The sequence below is a fragment of the Paenibacillus sp. Y5S-9 genome (genome assembly GCF_036894235.1).
Lineage (GTDB): Bacteria > Bacillota > Bacilli > Paenibacillales > Paenibacillaceae > Paenibacillus.
On the sequence record NZ_CP145887.1, the window covers coordinates 2,922,939 to 2,941,845 of the forward strand.

The window sequence follows — 18,907 nt, forward strand, 5'->3', positions numbered from 1 at the left end:
AACGGTAAATTGCCTGAGGAATTTGCTCATTCTGGATGCCATGAGATTACACGAACGTAAATGAATGGTATACTAATTGAATATGAACTCGGCAATCAACCCGTGGAATCGGGACGTCGGAGTAGAGGAGGCAGCCACATTGGCAAAAGCAAAAGTAGCAAAAAGACCTACACGGGATGAGTTTGAACTTGAAGAGTTGGGAAACCAGCTGGTTGAAGCCTTTCGGGAACGTTCGGAAGTACTGTTGACGGTATGGGGCAAGGAAGATCAGGTGCAAGGAGTCATCGTCAAAATGGACTCCCGTACACGACTTGTGCATGTAGAGTATACCGAAGAAGAGTTCACAGCGAAGGTACCTTTTCTGGATATCATGCGTGTGCAATCTCCCCGGTACTGAACGAAAAAAACAGCAATCTGAATAATTAGGGCATCCGCCCTGTCAAAGTCGTTCTTCCTGCATAAGATAACCCATACCTGTTGCAGAGGAGGTACGGTCAATGAGCGAAGTATTAGGTGGAGAAACAAGAGGCTACGGATACGGAGGTTTCACTTCTGTAGGTGCCATTCTGGTTCTGTTCATCCTGTTGGTTATCATCTCCAAAGCGTTCTTGGTATAATTGCATATCTCTAAGAATGAAAGAAGCTCTGCCATCGCGGCAGAGCTTTTTTTGTTCGTTCAGTCATTGGCGAATTTTGTAGAAAATCGGTGTAAGTCCTGCTTACGTTATGTTAGAATGTAACCATCCCTAGAGAAAGAAAGAGGTGTTTTGATTATGAGCCATGCGTTAACAGAGTCTTTAAATGAACAGATGAATTTTGAGTTTTATTCCGCTCATGTATATCTGGCTATGGCAGCCTATTGTTCCAGCAAAAGTCTGGATGGATTTGCGAACTTCTTCATCGTGCAAGCGGAAGAAGAGCGATTCCATGGCATGAAAATATACAAATTCCTGAATGATCGTGGACAACGTGCCACACTTACGGCTTTGCCAGAACCGAAGAATGAATATGCTTCGATGCTGGATGTATTTGAGCATGGTTATGCTCATGAACAGCAAAACACGAAAAAATTCTACAATCTGGCTGACATCGCTCTGAATGAACGTGAACATGCAACGATGTATTTCCTGAAATGGTTCATTGATGAGCAGGTTGAAGAGGAAGCTTTGTTTGACAATATTATTCAGAAGCTTCGCCGCATTGAAAAAGACAGCAATGCCTTCTACATGCTGGATGCCGAGTTTGGCAAACGTTCGTTCACTGCTCCAACTGAATAAATTGCACGTAGGGAGTCGAGAAGATTCCAGCGTCAAAACACCATGTACATACAGCATGAGGTAATGATCCTGAAAGCAATGGGGGCAATCCCCTTGCAAGGGATGATGGTTTGATGCCATATGCTGATTGAAGACAAAGAAGCCTGCACTTGTGCAGGTTTTTTTGCATGCAACGATATTTAATGATTGTATAGATTTGTTTGAATTGGAGTAAAAGTCTATCAAAATTCTGAATGTGGGTAATAGAGGATATGTCACAATTGATCTATCCTGACGGGATCTTTTTTTACTTAAATCTATCAAATTCGTATTAAATTTTAGGTTTATCTGACAAAAGTGTAACTCTACCGTAGCCTTTGAAGCGAGAACAGGAGTCACTATCTTTGATAGTATTAGGATTAATCGCCAAGGGATGAAGGTAGAAAAACATGGACACCCGGGGAAATATAACACACAAGGGAGATTTTTAATTATGTTACATATTCGCAAATCTATCATGCTCACACTTGCTATTTTACTAATCATTCCACTACTATTGCCGCAGTCGGTATCTGCCAAATCAGCTGCATCCAAGGGTGGTGCAAGCAAAGCAAATTCCAAAATCATATATCTGACGTTTGATGATGGGCCAACCGCTCATACGGGTCAGTTACTGGATATTCTGGATCAGTATAATGCAAAGGCAACGTTTTTTATGCTGGGTCCTCAAATGGAGAAATTTCAGAAGGCTACCAAACGAATCGTAGCTGACGGGCATGGATTGGGTCTGCATGGTGTGACTCACGTTCCAAGCAAATTCTATAAATCTGCATATAGCGGATTGAAAGAGATGCAACAGGCCAATGTAAGTCTGAATAAGGTTGCCGGAGTTAAAACAAGTCTCGTTCGGACGCCATATGGTAGTAAACCATATCTCAAACCGGCATTCCGTGATGTACTGCTGGGCCAGGGTGGATTCCATCTATGGGATTGGAATGTGGATTCGGAAGACTGGAAATATCAGAAAGATCACCAGAAAGTCTATAACAGTGTAATGAAGCAGATCCACAATGTGCAAAAGAGCGGAACAACGCCAGTTGTGCTTATGCACGACCAGGAAGCAACGCTGAAAGTATTACCGCAAGTGTTGAAAACATTGAAGGCAGAAGGGTATCGTTTTGAAGTATTAAGCAAAAAAGTTCAGCCGGTTAATTTCTGGAACGACAAGCGTTAATCTTTTTAATTTTTAGATTGGCTACAACGAAGGAGATACACATCATGAAGAAACAACCATTATGGATCACGATTCCAGTAACGACAGCCGTTTTACTTGCTCTGGCAGGATGTGGCGGACCGGATTCAAATGCAGCATCATCAGAGAACAGTTCTTCACCAACGACAACAGTAGGTGAGCAGACCAATACCGGAAGTGGTGGTGCTGATTTCTCTAATGAAAATGAAACAGGAACCAAAGAGAATACGGGCACAACAGATAATGAACACACATCAGGATCGAAGGCAAATGACAACCAAATTGCCACTGGTCAATCAGGTGTGAATGATGTGATCAAACAAGTTCGCAACCAGTTGAAGATGAAGGATGCAGCGTTACCCACTTCATTTTCATTGGACAAGGGTACATCTTTGGGGGCGGCAATACTGTCCAATACTGCGGATGCATTTAAGGTGAATTTCTACGCTACTACTCAGTCTGTTGCCATTAATGATCAATCTTTAACTGCATCCGACAGTAAGATACCTGTACTGGCTTCCTATGAAGTGAAGACCTATAAGGACCCGGATCAGCCAGAAATATTCCCTGAGACGGACCTGAAAGATATTCCAGCAGATATGGCTGTGGATCTGGGATATGGAATCAAAGGTATGAGTGAAGGTGCCGCAGGCAGTCAATATCTGACTTGGCAAGAAGGAAGATGGACGCTGGAAATTCGTTCGGTATCCGAAGATGAAATGAATAATCCGGGCATAGCGAAGAAAATGGTGGAGTACCTGGAGTCACATACGTTGCCTGTACCCAAAGATAAAGGGTATATCAAGGTTGAATATCCAAGTGGTGGACAGTCTGTTCATGTAACGATCTCATGGCAGGACGGTAACCAAATTCATCAGCTTAAGACTGATCAAGTGCCATTAGAAGCTCTTGGTATGGTTGTATCTGTGAAATAAATCTTGATTGAGTGTTTTACGGATATTCTGCAGTGTAGAAGAGATGAGTGTTGGATTGTTACGATACACATAAAAAAGCTTGGCCCAGGAAGAAATTGTTGGGCCAAGCTTTTTATTTTGAGCATGTTATCGCAGCTTGTGCAGCCGGGGGACATGCTTATTTTTGTTTCAATGGGTTAAAGCGGTGCTTTCATTTGAACCACCCTTTTTCCTTGGAGCGAGTGATGGCCTCAATCCGGTTACTGGCATTTAACTTGTTGAGAATAATGGAGATGTAGTTACGCACCGTGCCCGTTGTGATGAACAGATGCCCGGCGATTTCCTTGGTGTTTTTCCCATCTGCCATAAGGCCTAGTACGGCATTCTCCCGTTCTGTCAGGGGATTTTCTTCTACATAAGCTTCATCTACCAAGTCGGGAGCGAAGATGCGTCTGCCATTCATAACTTGGCGGATCGACTCGGCAAGTTCTTCAATTGGACTGTCTTTGAGCAGGTAACCACGGACACCGCCCTTTAGGGCACGTTCGAAATATCCGGTCCGGGCAAAAGTGGTCAGGATAATGACCTTACAGCTCATTCCTTTGAGTTCTTCTGCGGCTTCAAGGCCGCTTTTTACGGGCATTTCTATATCCATCAGACAGATGTCTGGTGCAAGCTCCTGGACAAGGGCAAGGGCTTCCTGGCCGTTGCTGGCACGTCCGACAACTTCCATATCTTCCTCCAGATTGAGGAGGGAGGACAAGGCGCCAAGCATCATGCGCTGATCTTCCGCGATTACAATTCTAATCATGATTCTGCCTCCTTTATCGGTTTGCGGACGAGTTTGGGAACATGAATAATGATCGCTGTACCCGGGATGTCTGTTGCAGAGCGAATATCCAGACAACCGTTCACAAATTCAAGTCGTTCCTTCATGCCCAAAATTCCTGTTCCGCGCCGATCCTGTTTGCGAGTTCGTTCTATTCCAACACCGTTATCTTGTATGGTTAACACATTATCCGCCAGTGTTTCCTTAATGGTGATGGTACATGTTGTTGCCTGACTGTGTTTGACGACATTGGTGACAGCTTCTTTCAAGCACATACCGAGCACATTTTCATTTAATTGTGACGTATCCTGTAACTTCGGATTGCCTTCCAGCTCAAATTCAATCGAAGCGGCCTTCAGAATCTGTTCCGCCCGGAACAGTTCATCAACCAATTGTGTACCACGCATGGTGGTGACCATTTCCCGGACTTCCTTCAGAGCTGTACTTGCCGTTTGTCTGAGGTCGTTCAACTCGATCTCAGCCTGATCGGGATTATTGCGGAGCAGCCGTCGCGCCAGATCGGTTTTCAGACCGATCAGAGAGAGCTTCTGTCCAAGTGTATCGTGCAGGTCACGAGCGATACGCTGGCGCTCTTCCATTTTTACGAGATCATCAAGTCGCTTGTTCGCATTCTCCAATTGGCCTTCCAATTGTTCAGTCTTGTTTTTGTTATACGTACTGATTGGGAGCAGGATGGAGGCCATTAAGCTGATGAATACAAACGGGAGTTGGCTCACCAACAGAGAACTCTGATTAATGAAACCGTAATTAATGGTTACGAAACTGGCTCCCAAATTCACCGAGTATAGGGTGAAGAAACCGGCTTTATTTTTAATATTCCCAATAAAAAAAGCAAGAAACAATGAGAAGTAGGCATAATCATAGGCAATCGTCATCGTAATGGATATGGCAATGAGCAATCCAATCCACATGTATACCTGCCAGCCCTTGGTGATGAAGGCGAGCAGATAACAGACGAAGAAAACGAGAATGATAATAATGCCTGTTACCATCGTCCATAATTTGGAATATTGTGAAATGTAATAGAAGGGCAGGATGAAAAAGACGAGCCATACATAAGGGTTCAACCCTGTATTTTTATAAAAAATCTGCATCCACTTTTGAATGTAATTCTCCTCCTTGCACTTGTACTCAACTTTAGCATGACTGTAGCATGACTATGGCTTGAACACAAGAAAACGAATCCGACAGAGTTAAGGCTTCTCTGTCAGACCCGCTGGATTGGTTACTCGGATAGGCGGTTGAACATACGGCTTGCGGGATAAGCTTTTGAGCTGTCTAAAGCTAATAAACTGTTTAGAATCTTCATCCCACAGACGGAAGCGCAGGGCAACCAGACTGGAACGTAGTGTAATAGTCGTAGCTTTTTGCAAGGGTGGTGTTGCGTTATGTGCTTCTTCCAAGAAATAGTTAGGTACACGCGGGCTCAAGTGATGCACATGGTGAAACCCGATATTACCACTGATCCATTGCAATAATTTTGGCAATTTGTAATAAGAACTGCCTTCAACAGCTGCTTTTACATAACTCCATTCATCTTCATGTTCAAAATACGTCTCTTCGAACTGATGTTGCACGTAGAACAGCCAGATACCAAAGAAACCGGAGAAGAAGAAGATAGGTGCCTGCACCATTACAAAAGCCTGCCATCCGACTAACCAGGACATGAATGCATAGAGCACTACGATCAACGCGGTAGTCAGATGTGTGTTGATGCGTTCTTTACGTCTTGCACCTTTACGGTTAAAACGGTAAGCCAACAGAAACACGTAAATAGGTCCGATACAAAACAATACAAACGGGTTACGATAAATCCGATAGAAGAGGCGTCCCCAAGGAGAAGCTGCTTTGTATTCGTCAACCGTCATAACCCAGATATCACCTACACCACGTTTGTCAAGATTGCTGCTTGTCGCGTGATGGATAGAGTGCTCGTTTTTCCACTGCTGATAAGGTGTCACTGTTAATACACCCGTAATGGTACCGAGAATATCATTGGCGCGTTTGCTCTTGAAGAATGAACCATGACAGCAGTCATGGAAAATAATAAAGGTCCGAAGTACAAATCCGGATGCCACCAAGGCAATAGGGAAAGTCAGCCAGTAGGAAACCGATAAGCTAAAGTAAGCAGCTGCCCATAACAAGAAAAGCGGGAGCAATGTATTGATTAACTGACGGATACTTAATCTGAGATCATTTTTTTCGTAAGGGGTAACTTCTTTTTTTAAGGCCATTTCTTTTGATCTGTTCATAAAATTGTGTCCTCCTTCAATCGTTATAACTGTAATCAGCTACAACTTGACGTTTCCCGCTAAGCTTTCCTGTAGGAAGCGTTTTTATCATTGTAAAACAATCCGATCATGACAGTAAGTCATAAACGTCAGCCTTCTGTAATGATGAATATCAATGATGGACCATGACATTTGTCATGGGTGCATGGTACTCAATAGCTCTGCAGAAGACAGAAGAGCAGGTTTTTCAAATTCCTTTGCACAAATTACGCAACAATTTGTATTATGTATACAAATTTTGTTGAGAGCATGGTAAAATCTATCTTTGAGTGGTTATGACAACTTATGAGACGGGTCGATTAGGTTGATTTCTGATGGATTGGATGGAATGCATAATGAAGAAACGAATTACGGATATCCTATTTATTATGGCAGGTGCATTTCTGTTTGCACTGGCGGTGAACCTGTTTGTCATCCCGAACGATTTGGCTGAAGGCGGCGTCACGGGTATCACGATTATTTTGTATTACCTGTTTGAATGGTCCCCTGGACTGATGAACTTGATCCTGAACGGTATTTTGTTAATTGTGGGATACCGGTTTCTTGATAAAACAACTACGGTGTATACGATTATTGCGGTTGTATTCAACTCGTTGTTCCTGCATCTGACGGAGAGTTGGACGATTGCATCGGATGAACTCTGGATCAATACCATCTTTGCAGGAGTATTTGCCGGTCTTGGTATTGGCTTAATTGTTAGAGTGGGAGGCACAACGGCGGGAACAGTGATCCTGGCCCGACTTGCCAACAAATATCTGGATTGGAATATCAGTTACGGACTTCTGTTCTTCGATCTGATTGTGGCTTTCTCCTCATACTTCATCATTGGACCTCAAGGATTAATGTGTACAATTGTCTTGCTGTTTGTCGGAACCAAAACAATGGAGTTCATTATTGAAGGACTCAATCCGAAAAAAGCAGTCATGATTATCTCTTCCAAACAGGATGAAATCGCGAAGCAAGTTATTGAGAAGATGGATCGCGGAGTAACCGTCCTGTCTGGTCATGGCTATTACACGAAAAATAAGAAAGAAATTTTATACATTGTGATTAGTAAGCAGGAAGTTTCCATGCTGAAGAAGATTGTACGAGCGGAAGATGAGATTGCTTTTATCACCATTCATGACGTGCGTGATGTATTCGGTGAAGGATTTATTGAACTCTCCAAAACTTAATGAATATGTATATAAGGAAGAAAGGAGTTGCGGTGAAATATCACCGCAACTTTTTTGATAGGTTAATGGTATCCGGTATTAATCTAGTTCAAATAGAAAGAACCCTTCTCTATAGAGAAGGGCAAAAGAATATTAATAATGTTTTCTTTTTTTGACTGGACAATATTCAACAGTGACACAACAATGTTTTTTACACTTTGTAGGGACATATTTGATTTTGGTAACACAAGTTTTCGTAATTTTTTTGTAAAAACACTTTGGTCTTGGATGATGACATTTATGATGTTTTCTATACATATTAAAACCTCCCTGATCGTGATAAGGTATTCTATGACCGCGTCACTGTTTCGGAAATGTATAAACGTCTATTATTGTATAATAATTCCTTTATTAGGCTTTTGTGTTACAGGTGAAGGTTGGTTCTTTCTAGTAAGAGAGTGCAATGACAAAAAGCTGTACACCGACCAAGCACGATGATATATTGAATTTAATCAATTTGTTAATAAACCTAACTAACTAAGCATTTAACATAATTTCCAAGAGCGTTTTACAATCAGCAAGATATAGATCGAAACGGTGTTATTCGTCTATATTTTGTACCCGAGAGCGACTTTAATCGAATTATGAAAAATGCTAACTATTAGAGGAGGCGATAACATGGCTGGCACACCGCAGTATATCCGCAATCTGAATGAAAATCTCATTATGGATGCCCTGATAACTCAGGGAACGATGTCGAGAGCGGATATCAGCCGTCAGACCGGACTTAGTAAACCAACGGTGTCTTTGGCGATCGAACATCTGATTGACCGTAATCTGGTGAGGGAAATGGGGAGAGCTGACAACGCTCAGGGTCGCAAAGCAACCCTCATTCGTTTCAATGAAACGGCTTATTATGTCTGTGGGATAGATATCGGCGCAACACGTATTCGGATTGCATTATCCGATCTGAATGGAGAGATCATTGCCTATCGAACATATCCTATGGTTGTTCAAAAAGCTCATGAGCCAGCAGAAGCGACGATGTTGGAGCTTCTTCGAAGCCATATGAACGAATTGCTTGATAAGAATCATCTGAATTGGGATCAGATTCAATGCATCGGGTTCGGTATACCAGGCGTAGTGCTGCCTGATTCAGGGCGTATCCATCGTATTGTGGACCCGTTAGCGGGTCTGGAAGAAGCTTTCTCTCTAGAGTCGTTGTCAGGAGCTTTTCCCTGTGAAGTAATTCTGGAAAATGATGTGAATCTAGCGGCGCTTGGGGAGTATCGGAGTGGTGCAGCAGCAGGGTATCCCTTGTTTGTTTTTTTCTCGATTGGTACAGGGACGGGTGCTGGCATCATGGTACATGGCCAACTGCTTCGAGGTTTAGGTGGCTTAACTGGCGAGATCGCAGAGATGCTGGTGGACGATGGTCGACGTCTGGAGGAAGTGCTGTCCGCTGATGGTCTGATGCAACTGGCGAACCTTCATCTTAATTCGCATGATGAACTATTGGAAGTTGCTGATTCGGATTCGGATGTGGATGCGGATGTAAAAGGACATGTAGTTACAGATGATCTTCACAGACACCTGACTCCCGAGAAGTTATTTGAAGCTGCACGTCGTGGAGAAGTAGAGGCGTTAGAGATTTTAAAGCAATACAGCCAGAAGATTGCTTCAGCTCTGCGGCAGATTAGCGTTGTGCTTGCTCCAGATCTCATTGTGCTTGGCGGAGGCGTAGGAGGAAACGGTGATGTGTTATTGCCTTTACTGAGGCAGATTATATCTGAGCAATTCCCGGTGCAACCACAGTTAATCTGTTCCAAGCTTGGTGAGCAGGCTGTTGTCACTGGCGCGGTACAGGTAGCCATACAACAAACGATGCTGAACCTTCAGCAGGAAGCCATGGAATAAGAGATTGGATATACAACATGTGAGGAGGGGAAAGGGATGACAGAATCCGTGAAAAACGTAAGTAATGATGATCAGTCCAATCAGGATGGTACGGTTGGAGGTGATCGATCCGGCTGGATTGCAGGTATTGACATTGGAGGCACCAAAACATTAATGCTCTTGTCATCACAACAGGCTGGAAGTGAAGTTCATGAACGTATCTTGCCTACGCTTGCAAGTGATCAGCCGGATGAGTTCTTCCGATGGTTATTCGCTGAATTGGAAACGTTCTGCGGCGAAGTTGGATGCAGTCTGAATCAACTTAACGGTGCAGGCTTGGGATTCCCTGGTGTGATTCTGCAGGAGGAGGGGATACTGCGAAATGCTCCAGCTTTTCAGTGGCCTGAGCTAGATATTCGCCCTGTGATTGCGCAGTATTACAGCGGGAATATCATGTTGGACAATGATGTGAATCTGGCCGCAATGGGAGAATATGATCGAGGGGCAGCGCAGGGACATCAACACTGTGTGATGGTCACGGTTGGAACAGGCATTGGAGCTGCTCTTATCCTGAACGGACAACTCTACAGCGGCCAGAATGGAGCAGCAGGTGAGATTGGGCATTTCATTGCAGGAGACGAAGGGCTTCATGCCGGTTACGTTGCTGATGCGGATTCCTTTGGCGTATTTGAGCAAGTGACTTCAGGTACGGGGATTACCGAACAGGCGAGGCGTTATTTTGCTGCTGGAAAGGGGAGTTCCTTATCCCTGATTATGAGTCTGGCAGGAGGGGAAGTGGAACAGATTGAAGCCAGACATGTATTCAGAGCAGCCGAATCAGGTGATGTTGCTGCACTTGAGATTCTGGAACTGCCTATGCGTTATATGGCTAGAGGTCTGGCGAATATTACGGCTTTACTCAATCCTTCCATTATAGTGATCGGTGGTGGCGTGGCTGCATCCAACCCATCCTATTATCTAAATGAAGTGCGCACGCGCCTCCAACGTTACACCGTTCTGCCTACACTTTTAGCTGTAGCTGAACTGGGGAACAAAGCAGGAGCAATCGGGGCATTGGCTGCAATCAAATCGAGTCTGACACGCGCATAAAAATAGAGAATAGGCGAAGCAACTACAGAAATAAAGGATGGAGATCCGGATGAGAAGTAGACATATGAAGGCTTACACAGAGAAAACAAAAGCCGATTCCAATGATGCAAAACGTGTTTTACTCCAATTACAGGGCCTATATCTGTTTATGGGGCTTGCCGGGGGGATGTTTAACCCGTACATTAATCCCATATTGGTAGCACAAGGGTTTTCAAGTAAAGAAACCGGATTTATTATGGCGTTTGGCACACTTGTATCCATTATTCTTCAACCTATATGGGGAATTCTGGTAGATAAGTTTAAAAAGACACGGTTCGTACTGGTCATAAGCCTGCTTGTTCCTGCATCGTTAGCGTACTTCTACAATATTCAAGTGTACTTTATATTAATATTGATTTATACTTTATGCACTATATTCCAAGTGACTCAAATACCCGTTGCTGACTCCTATGCGGTTACAGCCGCGAGAGCCGCAAACACCTCATATGGCATGATCCGACTCTTCGGCAGCATAGGAACGGGAGTTGGTGGATTTGCCGCAGGGATGTATCTCTCCCAGTTTTCCATTCACATGTTATGGCTGCCATTTCTCCTGTTTAACATTCTGAGCGCTATACTGGCAAGTACACTTCCCCGGCAGACGAGTATCTCCTCGTCCTCGGTAACCTTCTCCGTAGGTTTGGCAAGATTGCTCCGAAACCGGACATTCCTTCTATTTCTAACAGGTTGTTTCCTGGTTAACCAAACGCTCACTGCGTTTAACTCCTTTTTTGTTATTTCATTTCAGATGGCTGGCGGTTCTGTGACCATGACGGGTACAGCACTGTTGCTGGCGTCGATTACCAATGTTCCATCCATGTTGGCAGCAGCATTCATACTCCGAAAATGGGGACATGAACGGACGATGCTGCTTGCAGCCGGGGCGTATATGTTACGTTGGGGGATACAATGGCTATGGCCGACACCTGAGGTCATGATTGGCGTTCAGGTGCTGCATGGGTTATCCTTCGGATTCTTTTATATCGCAGCAGTGGAATATGTGGCATCGGTTACGGGACGGGAAATGCAGGCCACAGGACAAAGTTTATTTAACATGGTGTTTGCTGGACTGGGCGGAATTGTTGGTAATATGCTTAACGGATATTTACTCGATTCCGGCGGTCCATCACTGATGTATCTGGCTTGCACGATCAGTGCGGCACTAGGATCAGTGATTCTGTATATCGTCAGCAGGCAGGCCAAAGAACAGAGAAGAGCATACTCGTTAGAATAGAGATGGAAGGAGCTGGAGCCTATGAAAGTAAATCTGAAGCGGAATTGGCACACCAAGTTGATGTATTCGTATTTTCCTATTTTTCTGCTTACGATTTCCATTCTGATCTTTCTCTCCTTCCTGATTGTCAACGAACTCTCACGTAACGAAACGCAAAAAGCCGACATGATCTCCACCCGCTATATCGTGGATACACTGGAGCGATCGCTAAGCGACATTGAACTTCGCTTGCTTGAAGACATTGGTGCGAACAAAACATATAGTCGCTTTCTGGAAGCTGGACAGGGACAATTATCGAGTCAATTCATCTATGATGCAGCAAGTGGGCTGGGACGTATGCTGGATCAGCAGGATATGATTCAATCCATTTATCTCTATCGCATGTCCGATTCCCAGATTCTTACGCCCAGAGGCATGATGCGTTTGGAAGATTTTGAAGATCGTGCCTATATTGAGCAAGCCTTGAAAGATCGGGAGAATCTCGGTTGGAACTTGCCACGTGATTATAAGGAACGTTCCTTCGACGTACCTTCACAGGTAATTAGCATGAATAAGTGGCTTCCTTTGCCGTGGGGCGGGGAAGGACTGCTCGTCATTACCATCCGCATGTATGCAGTAGAACGGCAGATTGATAACATGACCAATGAAAAGTTATCTGTTCTTCAGGTTCGGGACATGAGCGACAATCTGATCTATACCGCGCATCAAATGGACCCTTCTGCAGGTGAAATCCTTAATCGTGTGACTGCGGACAAGCTTGGTCTGGTCTTTGAGAGCGGCATTCAATCCGGACAGCTGTATTCATGGGTATCACTCGTCTCTTATGTGTGGATCGGTATTGGATTATTAACGATTGTTGGTGCAGTGGCGGGACTAATCTACATTACGCGCAGAAATACGCGGCCCATCCAGCTCATCATGAATCGAATTCAGGCGTTACAGCCACGTGCCGAGGAGGATGAAGCAACTCCATCCGTCAAAGATGAACTGGCACTTATCGACCGTGCGCTGGAACATCTGATTGCTCAAACGGTTGACTATGAGAAACAACATCATGAAAACTTGCTGATTCATCGCAGACAGTTGCTTGTTGATCTGATGGAAGGAGAGCGAATGGATTCGTTCCGTCAGCGACTTCGCCATCTGCAACCGCTAGAGGAACGATTCATGGAACCGAAGAGTGTTGCTGTCCTCATTGCGGAGATGAATGGTGACGATCTCTCGACCAATCAGAATATTCTGAAGATTGCGCTCATGAACGTAGTGGAAGAACTTGTGCAGAATGAGACCCAGTTCGGCGGTTGGGCTGAATGGTTTGGGAACCGCAGGCTTATTGTGGTGATTGCGTCGGATGAGCAGGAAGGACTGGACCGTGAATTGCTTATGGATCTGGCTAAGCAGATGCATATGTGGATTGCGGAAAACTTCCGCCTCCGGTTTACGTTCGGGATCGGACGAACCGTATCGGGCTGGGAGGAGATTACTCGTTCCTATGCGAGTGCAGATGCGGGTTTGCAGCATAGACTTACCCTGGGTAAAGATGCCATCGTTCTCAGTGAGCAACTGCCGGATCGTATTGAGCTGCAATCGTACAAGTATTTGCAGATGCTCGCAGACTTTGTCCGTGAATTCAGACTAACCGGTGATGGTTGGCGGACGCAGCTGGACCAGATGTTTGTTGCGTTCAGCGAAGATCAGATTACAGATAACGATATTCGCATGTTGCTGCAGGCGTTAATCCAGATGTTGTCCCGTGAATTCGGGGAGCTGTCTGAGCGGTTGCAAAGCCAATTTGCCGAGGAAATCCTGACTCGTCTTCGCAGTGATATCCAGCAGGTGGATACACTGGAGGGGATTCAAGAGATTTTGCAGGAGTGGCTTAAAGAGGTCTATCGCAATTATGTGTCTGTGAATGAAACGAAAAGTCATCGTGCGATGATCAACGAGCTGCGAATTTATATCGAAGAGCATTTTGATGATCCGGATCTGTCGCTAAAACATCTGAGTGATCGGTTCCAGATCTCGGGTAAATATGCGAGTTATTTGTTCAAGGAAGAGTTTGAGATGAAGTTTGTTGATTTTCTGGTGAAATTGAGGGTCGAAAAGGCCTGCCGTCTGTTGTCTGCATCTGATATGGCTGTTCAGGATATTGCTCTGCAAGTGGGTTATGCCAATGCCATCTCCTTTGGCAGAGTATTTAAACGGATTATGGGCGTGACACCAGGAGACTACCGCAAGCAGAGTGGAAAACAAGGAGATCAATAACGGTATTGCACGTGTTAGAACATCCGAGTATCGGGTGAAATCCAATAACCTTAGAGATATCAATGAAATCTCCTGAATGAGGCAATAAGGTTTTTCCCTTATCGTCCTTTGCAGGAGATTTTTTGGATGTTCAACAACGATCTTAGGCCAGTGTAGCTGGTATGTTGTTAAGGAATTTTACGAATGTCCTATACTAGCATTATGACAATTCATAGATTAATAGGGCAGGAGTTGAAGATGGTGTACAAATATGGACAGCAAGTGTGGGGATCGGTAGATATCAGTAAACGGGTTACCATTACAGCAAGCAACAACACATTTACATTTCATGTAGATGACTCGTCATATACGATAACTATACCTGTTGGTACCTACACGACAAGTCAACAAAGGCATGAATCCGAACTTATTCAAGCCATTTCGAAGGCAGGGACATCTCAGAACATTCCAGTACGATTTATTTTGGGCGGAATGCATTATGATGAGAAGTATAATGTGTTGATTTTGGAACATACGGACACGATCAACGAACATGTCATCGATCAATTTGCGGGAAATGCCATCGATACGTTGTTTGGTCAAATGAAATTTAATCTTCCCCCAAGGAATTAGTGCGTCGAATCGTTCTACACGTGTTGCTAAACAAGGAGATCACATAAGATGTGGTCTCTTTTTCATTTTTTGAAGAGAGATTTAATGGAAAAAAGATTATTGCAAGCTGGGTGATACCAGATTGTCTATGAGAAACCAAAATGAATACAACACAATATGTTATTATAGTTAACATTAAAGGTGTGAAAATTGTATATTGTCAGGAAATATGTTTATATATCGCGGTATTTAACTTAAAAAACGTGAATTTTACATTTTGAAAATAGTTTATTGTCTAAATATCAGATCATATGTAATGATTAGTGACATTCACAGGTGCAACAAAATGGGCTGAACAAAGTGGAGTGGCAATCATGTGAATTCATTCAGAGAGTGTGCGAAAGGGGAAAGGTCAAATGAGATTATTTCAAAGACGTAAGGCAGGCAAGGCAAGTTCAATCCTCGCAGTGGTAACAGCATTCACTCTATTATTATCCGCATGTTCATCAGGAAGCGAATCTGCATCTTCATCAGGAGAGTCGGGTTCGGGGGAAAAAACGACTTTGAAAGTAGAAATCTTCGACCGCGGAAATACTCCGGCGGGCTACACCATTTCGGACAGTTATCTGACTCGCTTCATACAAGAGAAGTTTGGTGATCCAAACAACATTGATGTTCAGTTTGTTCCGGTACCACGTTCGGAGGAAGTACAGAAACTTAACGTTCTGATGGCGAGTGGATCTGAAGTACCTGATATCGTATTTACCTACGACTCGGGAACATTCAATCGGTATGCAGAGCAAGGAGGTCTGACCGAACTTACGGATCTGATCAATCAAAGCGGTCCTAACCTGAAGAAGTTCCTGGGAGATGAAACGCTGGCCTACGGTCAATACGATGGACAACAGTTTGCGGTTCCAGGTAAACGTCTTGTTCTAGGCAAGTACGCATCCTATGTTCGTCAGGACTGGCTGGATGCGCTCGGATTGCCTTCCCCTGAGACAGCTGAGGAGCTGCATACAACATTGAAGGCCTTTAAGGAAAAAGATCCGGGTAAGGTTGGCACAGGACTTATCCCAATGGGGATGTCGATTGCCTCGGCTCAATATGAACCCCTGATCTGGTCATTCATTGAACCGCTAACGGAAGAACAAAAATATACATTAACGCAGCAACTGGGTTCCAATGACTATCCAACGTTGTTGCCTGGTTTCAAGGACGCTCTGAAATATATGAACACACTTTATAATGAAGGATTAATGAGCAAGGACTTTGGACTCGACAAAGACAAGAAAAAGCTGTGGGAAGATGTATCTAACGGCAAAGTTGGATTCTACACCGAGGATGCGGGGGAGATTTACATCTCCGGTACGTACAAAAACTTGCAAACCAATCAACCGGATGCAGTGATGACACCGATTGATGCATTCAAAAACTCCGAAGGCAAATTCGCCAAACCGGCATATACACCCAATGCGATGTATGTCATGATCCCGAAATCGAGCAAAAATGCGGAAGCAGCGATGAAGTATCTGGATTGGATGGCTTCGGGCAACAACCTGTTCGACCTGCAATTCGGTGTTGAAAATGAGAACTATGAGCTCGTGGATGGTGTACCACTGATCAAAGATGATGCTTCACCTGAAATCGCAGGTCGTATCTATAATTCCGGTGACATTGCCATTATCGTTAATGGTAAATACGTTGGGGATGACAAGAAAAATGAAGAGGCTTATGTCGTACAGGTAGAGTCGAAGTATCGGGATGACATGCGCAAGTCGGTAGCAATTTCCAACACGGACACGATTCAACCGGTACGTTTCTCCAAACCGATTGATGCAGAAGCACGTTACGGTAACGGCTTGAAAGACAAATTCATGGAGTTCTTCGTGAAAACAACCATTTCCAAACCCGCTGATTTTGAAGCCACGTATGACAGCATGATGAAAGACTACATGGCAAGCGGTGGTCAAGCAATCCTGGATGAACGTACAGAAGCTTACAAAGCGATGAAATAAGTAGAGTAGAGATCACATCTAATGTGTATGACAACAAAGAACAGGGATTTCATTAGGGCGATGGTAACATCGCCTTGATGAAGAATCCTGAATGACATGGGGGGAAGGTTTATGAAAACAAGCATCTATTTCCGCAGAAACTGGCAACTATATGCGTTGCTCCTACTGCCCATGATCTACTTCATTATTTTCAAGTATGGGCCAATGTATGGCGTGCAGATTGCGTTCAAGGACTTTAACTTCTTTCAAGGGATCTCCGGTAGTGAGTGGATTGGCTTGGATGCATTCAGAGAAGTGTTTCAAAATCAGGGATTTTACACGGCATTACGCAACACGTTAGTGCTTAACATGCTGGATCTGCTGGTGTCCTTCCCGGCGCCGCTTATATTGGCCATCTTATTGTTCGAGCTTAAAAAGGCTTGGTTCAAAAAACTGGCACAAACTTTACTGTACATTCCTCACTTTATTTCGTGGGTCATTATTGGAGGGATCGTACTTCAGGTATTCGGTACACAATCGGGTTTCATTAACAATATCTTGATGAGCATGGGATTTGATCCATTACCTTTCCTTTCAGACAAAAACTATTGGCTCTTTACGTATCTTGCGGTAGGTGTGTGGCAGAGTGCAGGCTGGGGTACGATTCTGTATCTGGCATCTCTGACAGGGATTAACCGTGAGCTGTATGAAGCGGCAGAAGTGGATGGAGCAAGTCGGCTACGCAGAATCTGGCACATCTCCTTGCCAGGCATCAAAACAACGATTGTTACCTTATTGATCATCAATGTCGGCAACATGATCTCTATCGGCTTCGACCGACCATTTATTATCGGTAACGTGGCTGTACGTGAATACTCGGATGTGCTCAGCACGTTTGTCTATCGTGTCGGTTTACAATCCGGTCAGGTCACGCTAGCAACGGCTGTAGGTTTGTTCCAGGCTTTAGTTGGACTTGTCTTCATACTCGGAGCGAACTATACGTCCAAGAAATTAACCGATGAGAGCATTATGTAGTGGATTGAATCACATATGATCTGTAAGGAGTGAGTGAGATGTCTGAAAACACGGCGAATCGAATATTCAACACGGTAAACGTCATTCTTATTATCATTACGATGGTGCTGTGTCTTGCACCATTCATTCATATTATTGCGATCTCGCTCAGCTCAAACCGGGCGATCGGTTCAGGAGAAGTTTCCTTTTTCCCCAAAGAATTGTCCTTTGAGGCGTATACCAAAGTATTTGCAGATGGATCGATGATTCGTTCCCTCATCTATACCATTTGGCTGACCGTCCTGAGTACGGTACTAAGCATGGTGATGACCATTGCAGCGGCATATCCACTGGCGAAGAGTAATCTGAAAGGGCGAAAGTGGTTCATGCTTGTCATTGTCGTGACGATGTTCTTCAGTGGCGGTATTATTCCCGAGTACATTCTGATCAAAAATCTGCATCTACTTGATAGCACATGGGGACTTATTCTGCCTGGATTGATTAGTCCGTTTTATATGATTATCCTCATTACCTTCTTCAGAGGTATTCCCGAAAGTCTGGAAGAAGCAGCAGGTATTGATGGAAGCAGCCACTTCGGAACACTTATGCGCATTATTTTGCCGCTAGCCCTTCCGGTTATGGCAACACTGAGCCTGTTCTACGCGGTAGGACGGTGGAATGGTTTCCAGGATGCACTCATGTATATTACCAAGCCTGAGCTATACCCTCTACAATTGAAGTTGTATCAGATGATTCAGCAAAACCAGATTACAGAATTGATGCAGAACGAAGGCATTGGTGCCGTTCAGGTCCTGCCTGAGAGTCTGAAAGCAGCTAGTGTTATATTCTCCACGTTACCGATCCTGCTTGTGTATCCGTGGTTGCAGCGGTACTTTATCAGTGGCGTAATGGTAGGTGCTGTAAAAGGTTAATAGAGGTTGTTCAAAAAGTTCACTTTTGATTACGAATGATGCCTAGTGGCATCATCAGCTTCTTGGTACTGAAAACTGATCTTTTTGAACACGCACCTATAGTCTCGGGAGG

The 18,907-nt window shown here is 44.2% G+C and carries 17 protein-coding genes; 14 read left to right on the top strand and 3 right to left on the bottom strand.

The window, feature by feature from the left end; genetic code table 11:
• Positions 1-139: 139 nt before the first annotated feature.
• From V6669_RS13155 to V6669_RS13175, 5 genes are all read left to right on the top strand, one after another.
• Positions 140-397 (top strand): YolD-like family protein, encoded by a 258-nt coding sequence (locus tag V6669_RS13155; RefSeq protein WP_036608707.1) that lies wholly within the window; start codon positions 140-142, stop codon positions 395-397.
• A gap of 100 nt (positions 398-497) precedes the next feature.
• Positions 498-617, top strand: a complete 120-nt coding sequence (locus V6669_RS13160) for a hypothetical protein (protein ID WP_017688846.1) — start codon at positions 498-500, stop codon at positions 615-617.
• Positions 618-773: 156 nt separating this feature from the next.
• The gene (locus tag V6669_RS13165) at positions 774-1,277 is read left to right on the top strand and encodes a ferritin (RefSeq protein WP_338594239.1); all 504 of its coding nucleotides are present in this window, start codon (positions 774-776) and stop codon (positions 1,275-1,277) included.
• A 472-nt stretch (positions 1,278-1,749) separates the two neighbouring features.
• Entirely contained in the window at positions 1,750-2,490 is a 741-nt protein-coding gene (locus V6669_RS13170) for a polysaccharide deacetylase family protein (protein WP_338594241.1), read from the top strand.
• A 44-nt stretch (positions 2,491-2,534) separates the two neighbouring features.
• On the top strand, positions 2,535-3,443 hold the full coding sequence (locus V6669_RS13175; RefSeq protein WP_338594242.1) for a hypothetical protein: 909 nt from the start codon (positions 2,535-2,537) through the stop codon (positions 3,441-3,443).
• Positions 3,444-3,633: 190 nt separating this feature from the next.
• Here V6669_RS13175 and V6669_RS13180 read toward each other — a convergent pair whose 3' ends face one another.
• The 3 genes from V6669_RS13180 to V6669_RS13190 all read right to left on the bottom strand — a co-directional run bounded on the left by V6669_RS13180 (position 3,634) and on the right by V6669_RS13190 (position 6,524).
• Positions 3,634-4,233, bottom strand: coding sequence for a response regulator transcription factor (locus tag V6669_RS13180; RefSeq protein ID WP_036608692.1), 600 nt, complete (start codon positions 4,231-4,233; stop codon positions 3,634-3,636).
• The gene (locus V6669_RS13185; protein WP_338594931.1) at positions 4,230-5,378 is read right to left on the bottom strand and encodes a sensor histidine kinase; all 1,149 of its coding nucleotides are present in this window, start codon (positions 5,376-5,378) and stop codon (positions 4,230-4,232) included. The genes V6669_RS13180 and V6669_RS13185 overlap by 4 nt, the downstream gene beginning before the upstream one ends.
• A gap of 87 nt (positions 5,379-5,465) precedes the next feature.
• Complete coding sequence (locus V6669_RS13190; protein ID WP_315939636.1) at positions 5,466-6,524, bottom strand: fatty acid desaturase; 1,059 nt, start codon at positions 6,522-6,524, stop codon at positions 5,466-5,468.
• Positions 6,525-6,898: 374 nt separating this feature from the next.
• Between V6669_RS13190 and V6669_RS13195 the strand changes: the two genes are divergently transcribed.
• The 9 genes from V6669_RS13195 to V6669_RS13235 all read left to right on the top strand — a co-directional run bounded on the left by V6669_RS13195 (position 6,899) and on the right by V6669_RS13235 (position 18,795).
• Positions 6,899-7,738 carry a YitT family protein gene (locus V6669_RS13195; RefSeq protein WP_062834072.1) on the top strand — a complete coding sequence of 280 codons (840 nt, stop codon included), beginning with the start codon at positions 6,899-6,901 and terminating at the stop codon, positions 7,736-7,738.
• A 657-nt stretch (positions 7,739-8,395) separates the two neighbouring features.
• On the top strand, positions 8,396-9,634 hold the full coding sequence (locus tag V6669_RS13200) for an ROK family protein (protein WP_338594244.1): 1,239 nt from the start codon (positions 8,396-8,398) through the stop codon (positions 9,632-9,634).
• A gap of 36 nt (positions 9,635-9,670) precedes the next feature.
• Complete coding sequence (locus tag V6669_RS13205; protein WP_338594246.1) at positions 9,671-10,723, top strand: ROK family protein; 1,053 nt, start codon at positions 9,671-9,673, stop codon at positions 10,721-10,723.
• Between the two features lie 49 nt (positions 10,724-10,772).
• Positions 10,773-11,996 (top strand): MFS transporter, encoded by a 1,224-nt coding sequence (locus V6669_RS13210; protein WP_240661826.1) that lies wholly within the window; start codon positions 10,773-10,775, stop codon positions 11,994-11,996.
• Positions 11,997-12,017: 21 nt separating this feature from the next.
• Positions 12,018-14,261: a helix-turn-helix domain-containing protein gene (locus V6669_RS13215; RefSeq protein WP_338594247.1), complete on the top strand. Its 2,244-nt coding sequence runs from the start codon at positions 12,018-12,020 to the stop codon at positions 14,259-14,261.
• A gap of 183 nt (positions 14,262-14,444) precedes the next feature.
• A complete protein-coding gene (locus V6669_RS13220; protein WP_338594248.1) occupies positions 14,445-14,873 on the top strand; it encodes a hypothetical protein in 429 nt (142 codons plus the stop codon).
• Positions 14,874-15,268: 395 nt separating this feature from the next.
• A complete protein-coding gene (locus tag V6669_RS13225) occupies positions 15,269-16,870 on the top strand; it encodes an extracellular solute-binding protein (protein ID WP_338594250.1) in 1,602 nt (533 codons plus the stop codon).
• 111 nt (positions 16,871-16,981) lie between these two features.
• A complete protein-coding gene (locus V6669_RS13230) occupies positions 16,982-17,884 on the top strand; it encodes an ABC transporter permease subunit (protein ID WP_062834078.1) in 903 nt (300 codons plus the stop codon).
• Positions 17,885-17,922: 38 nt separating this feature from the next.
• Complete coding sequence (locus V6669_RS13235; RefSeq protein WP_338594252.1) at positions 17,923-18,795, top strand: carbohydrate ABC transporter permease; 873 nt, start codon at positions 17,923-17,925, stop codon at positions 18,793-18,795.
• Positions 18,796-18,907: the final 112 nt, after the last annotated feature.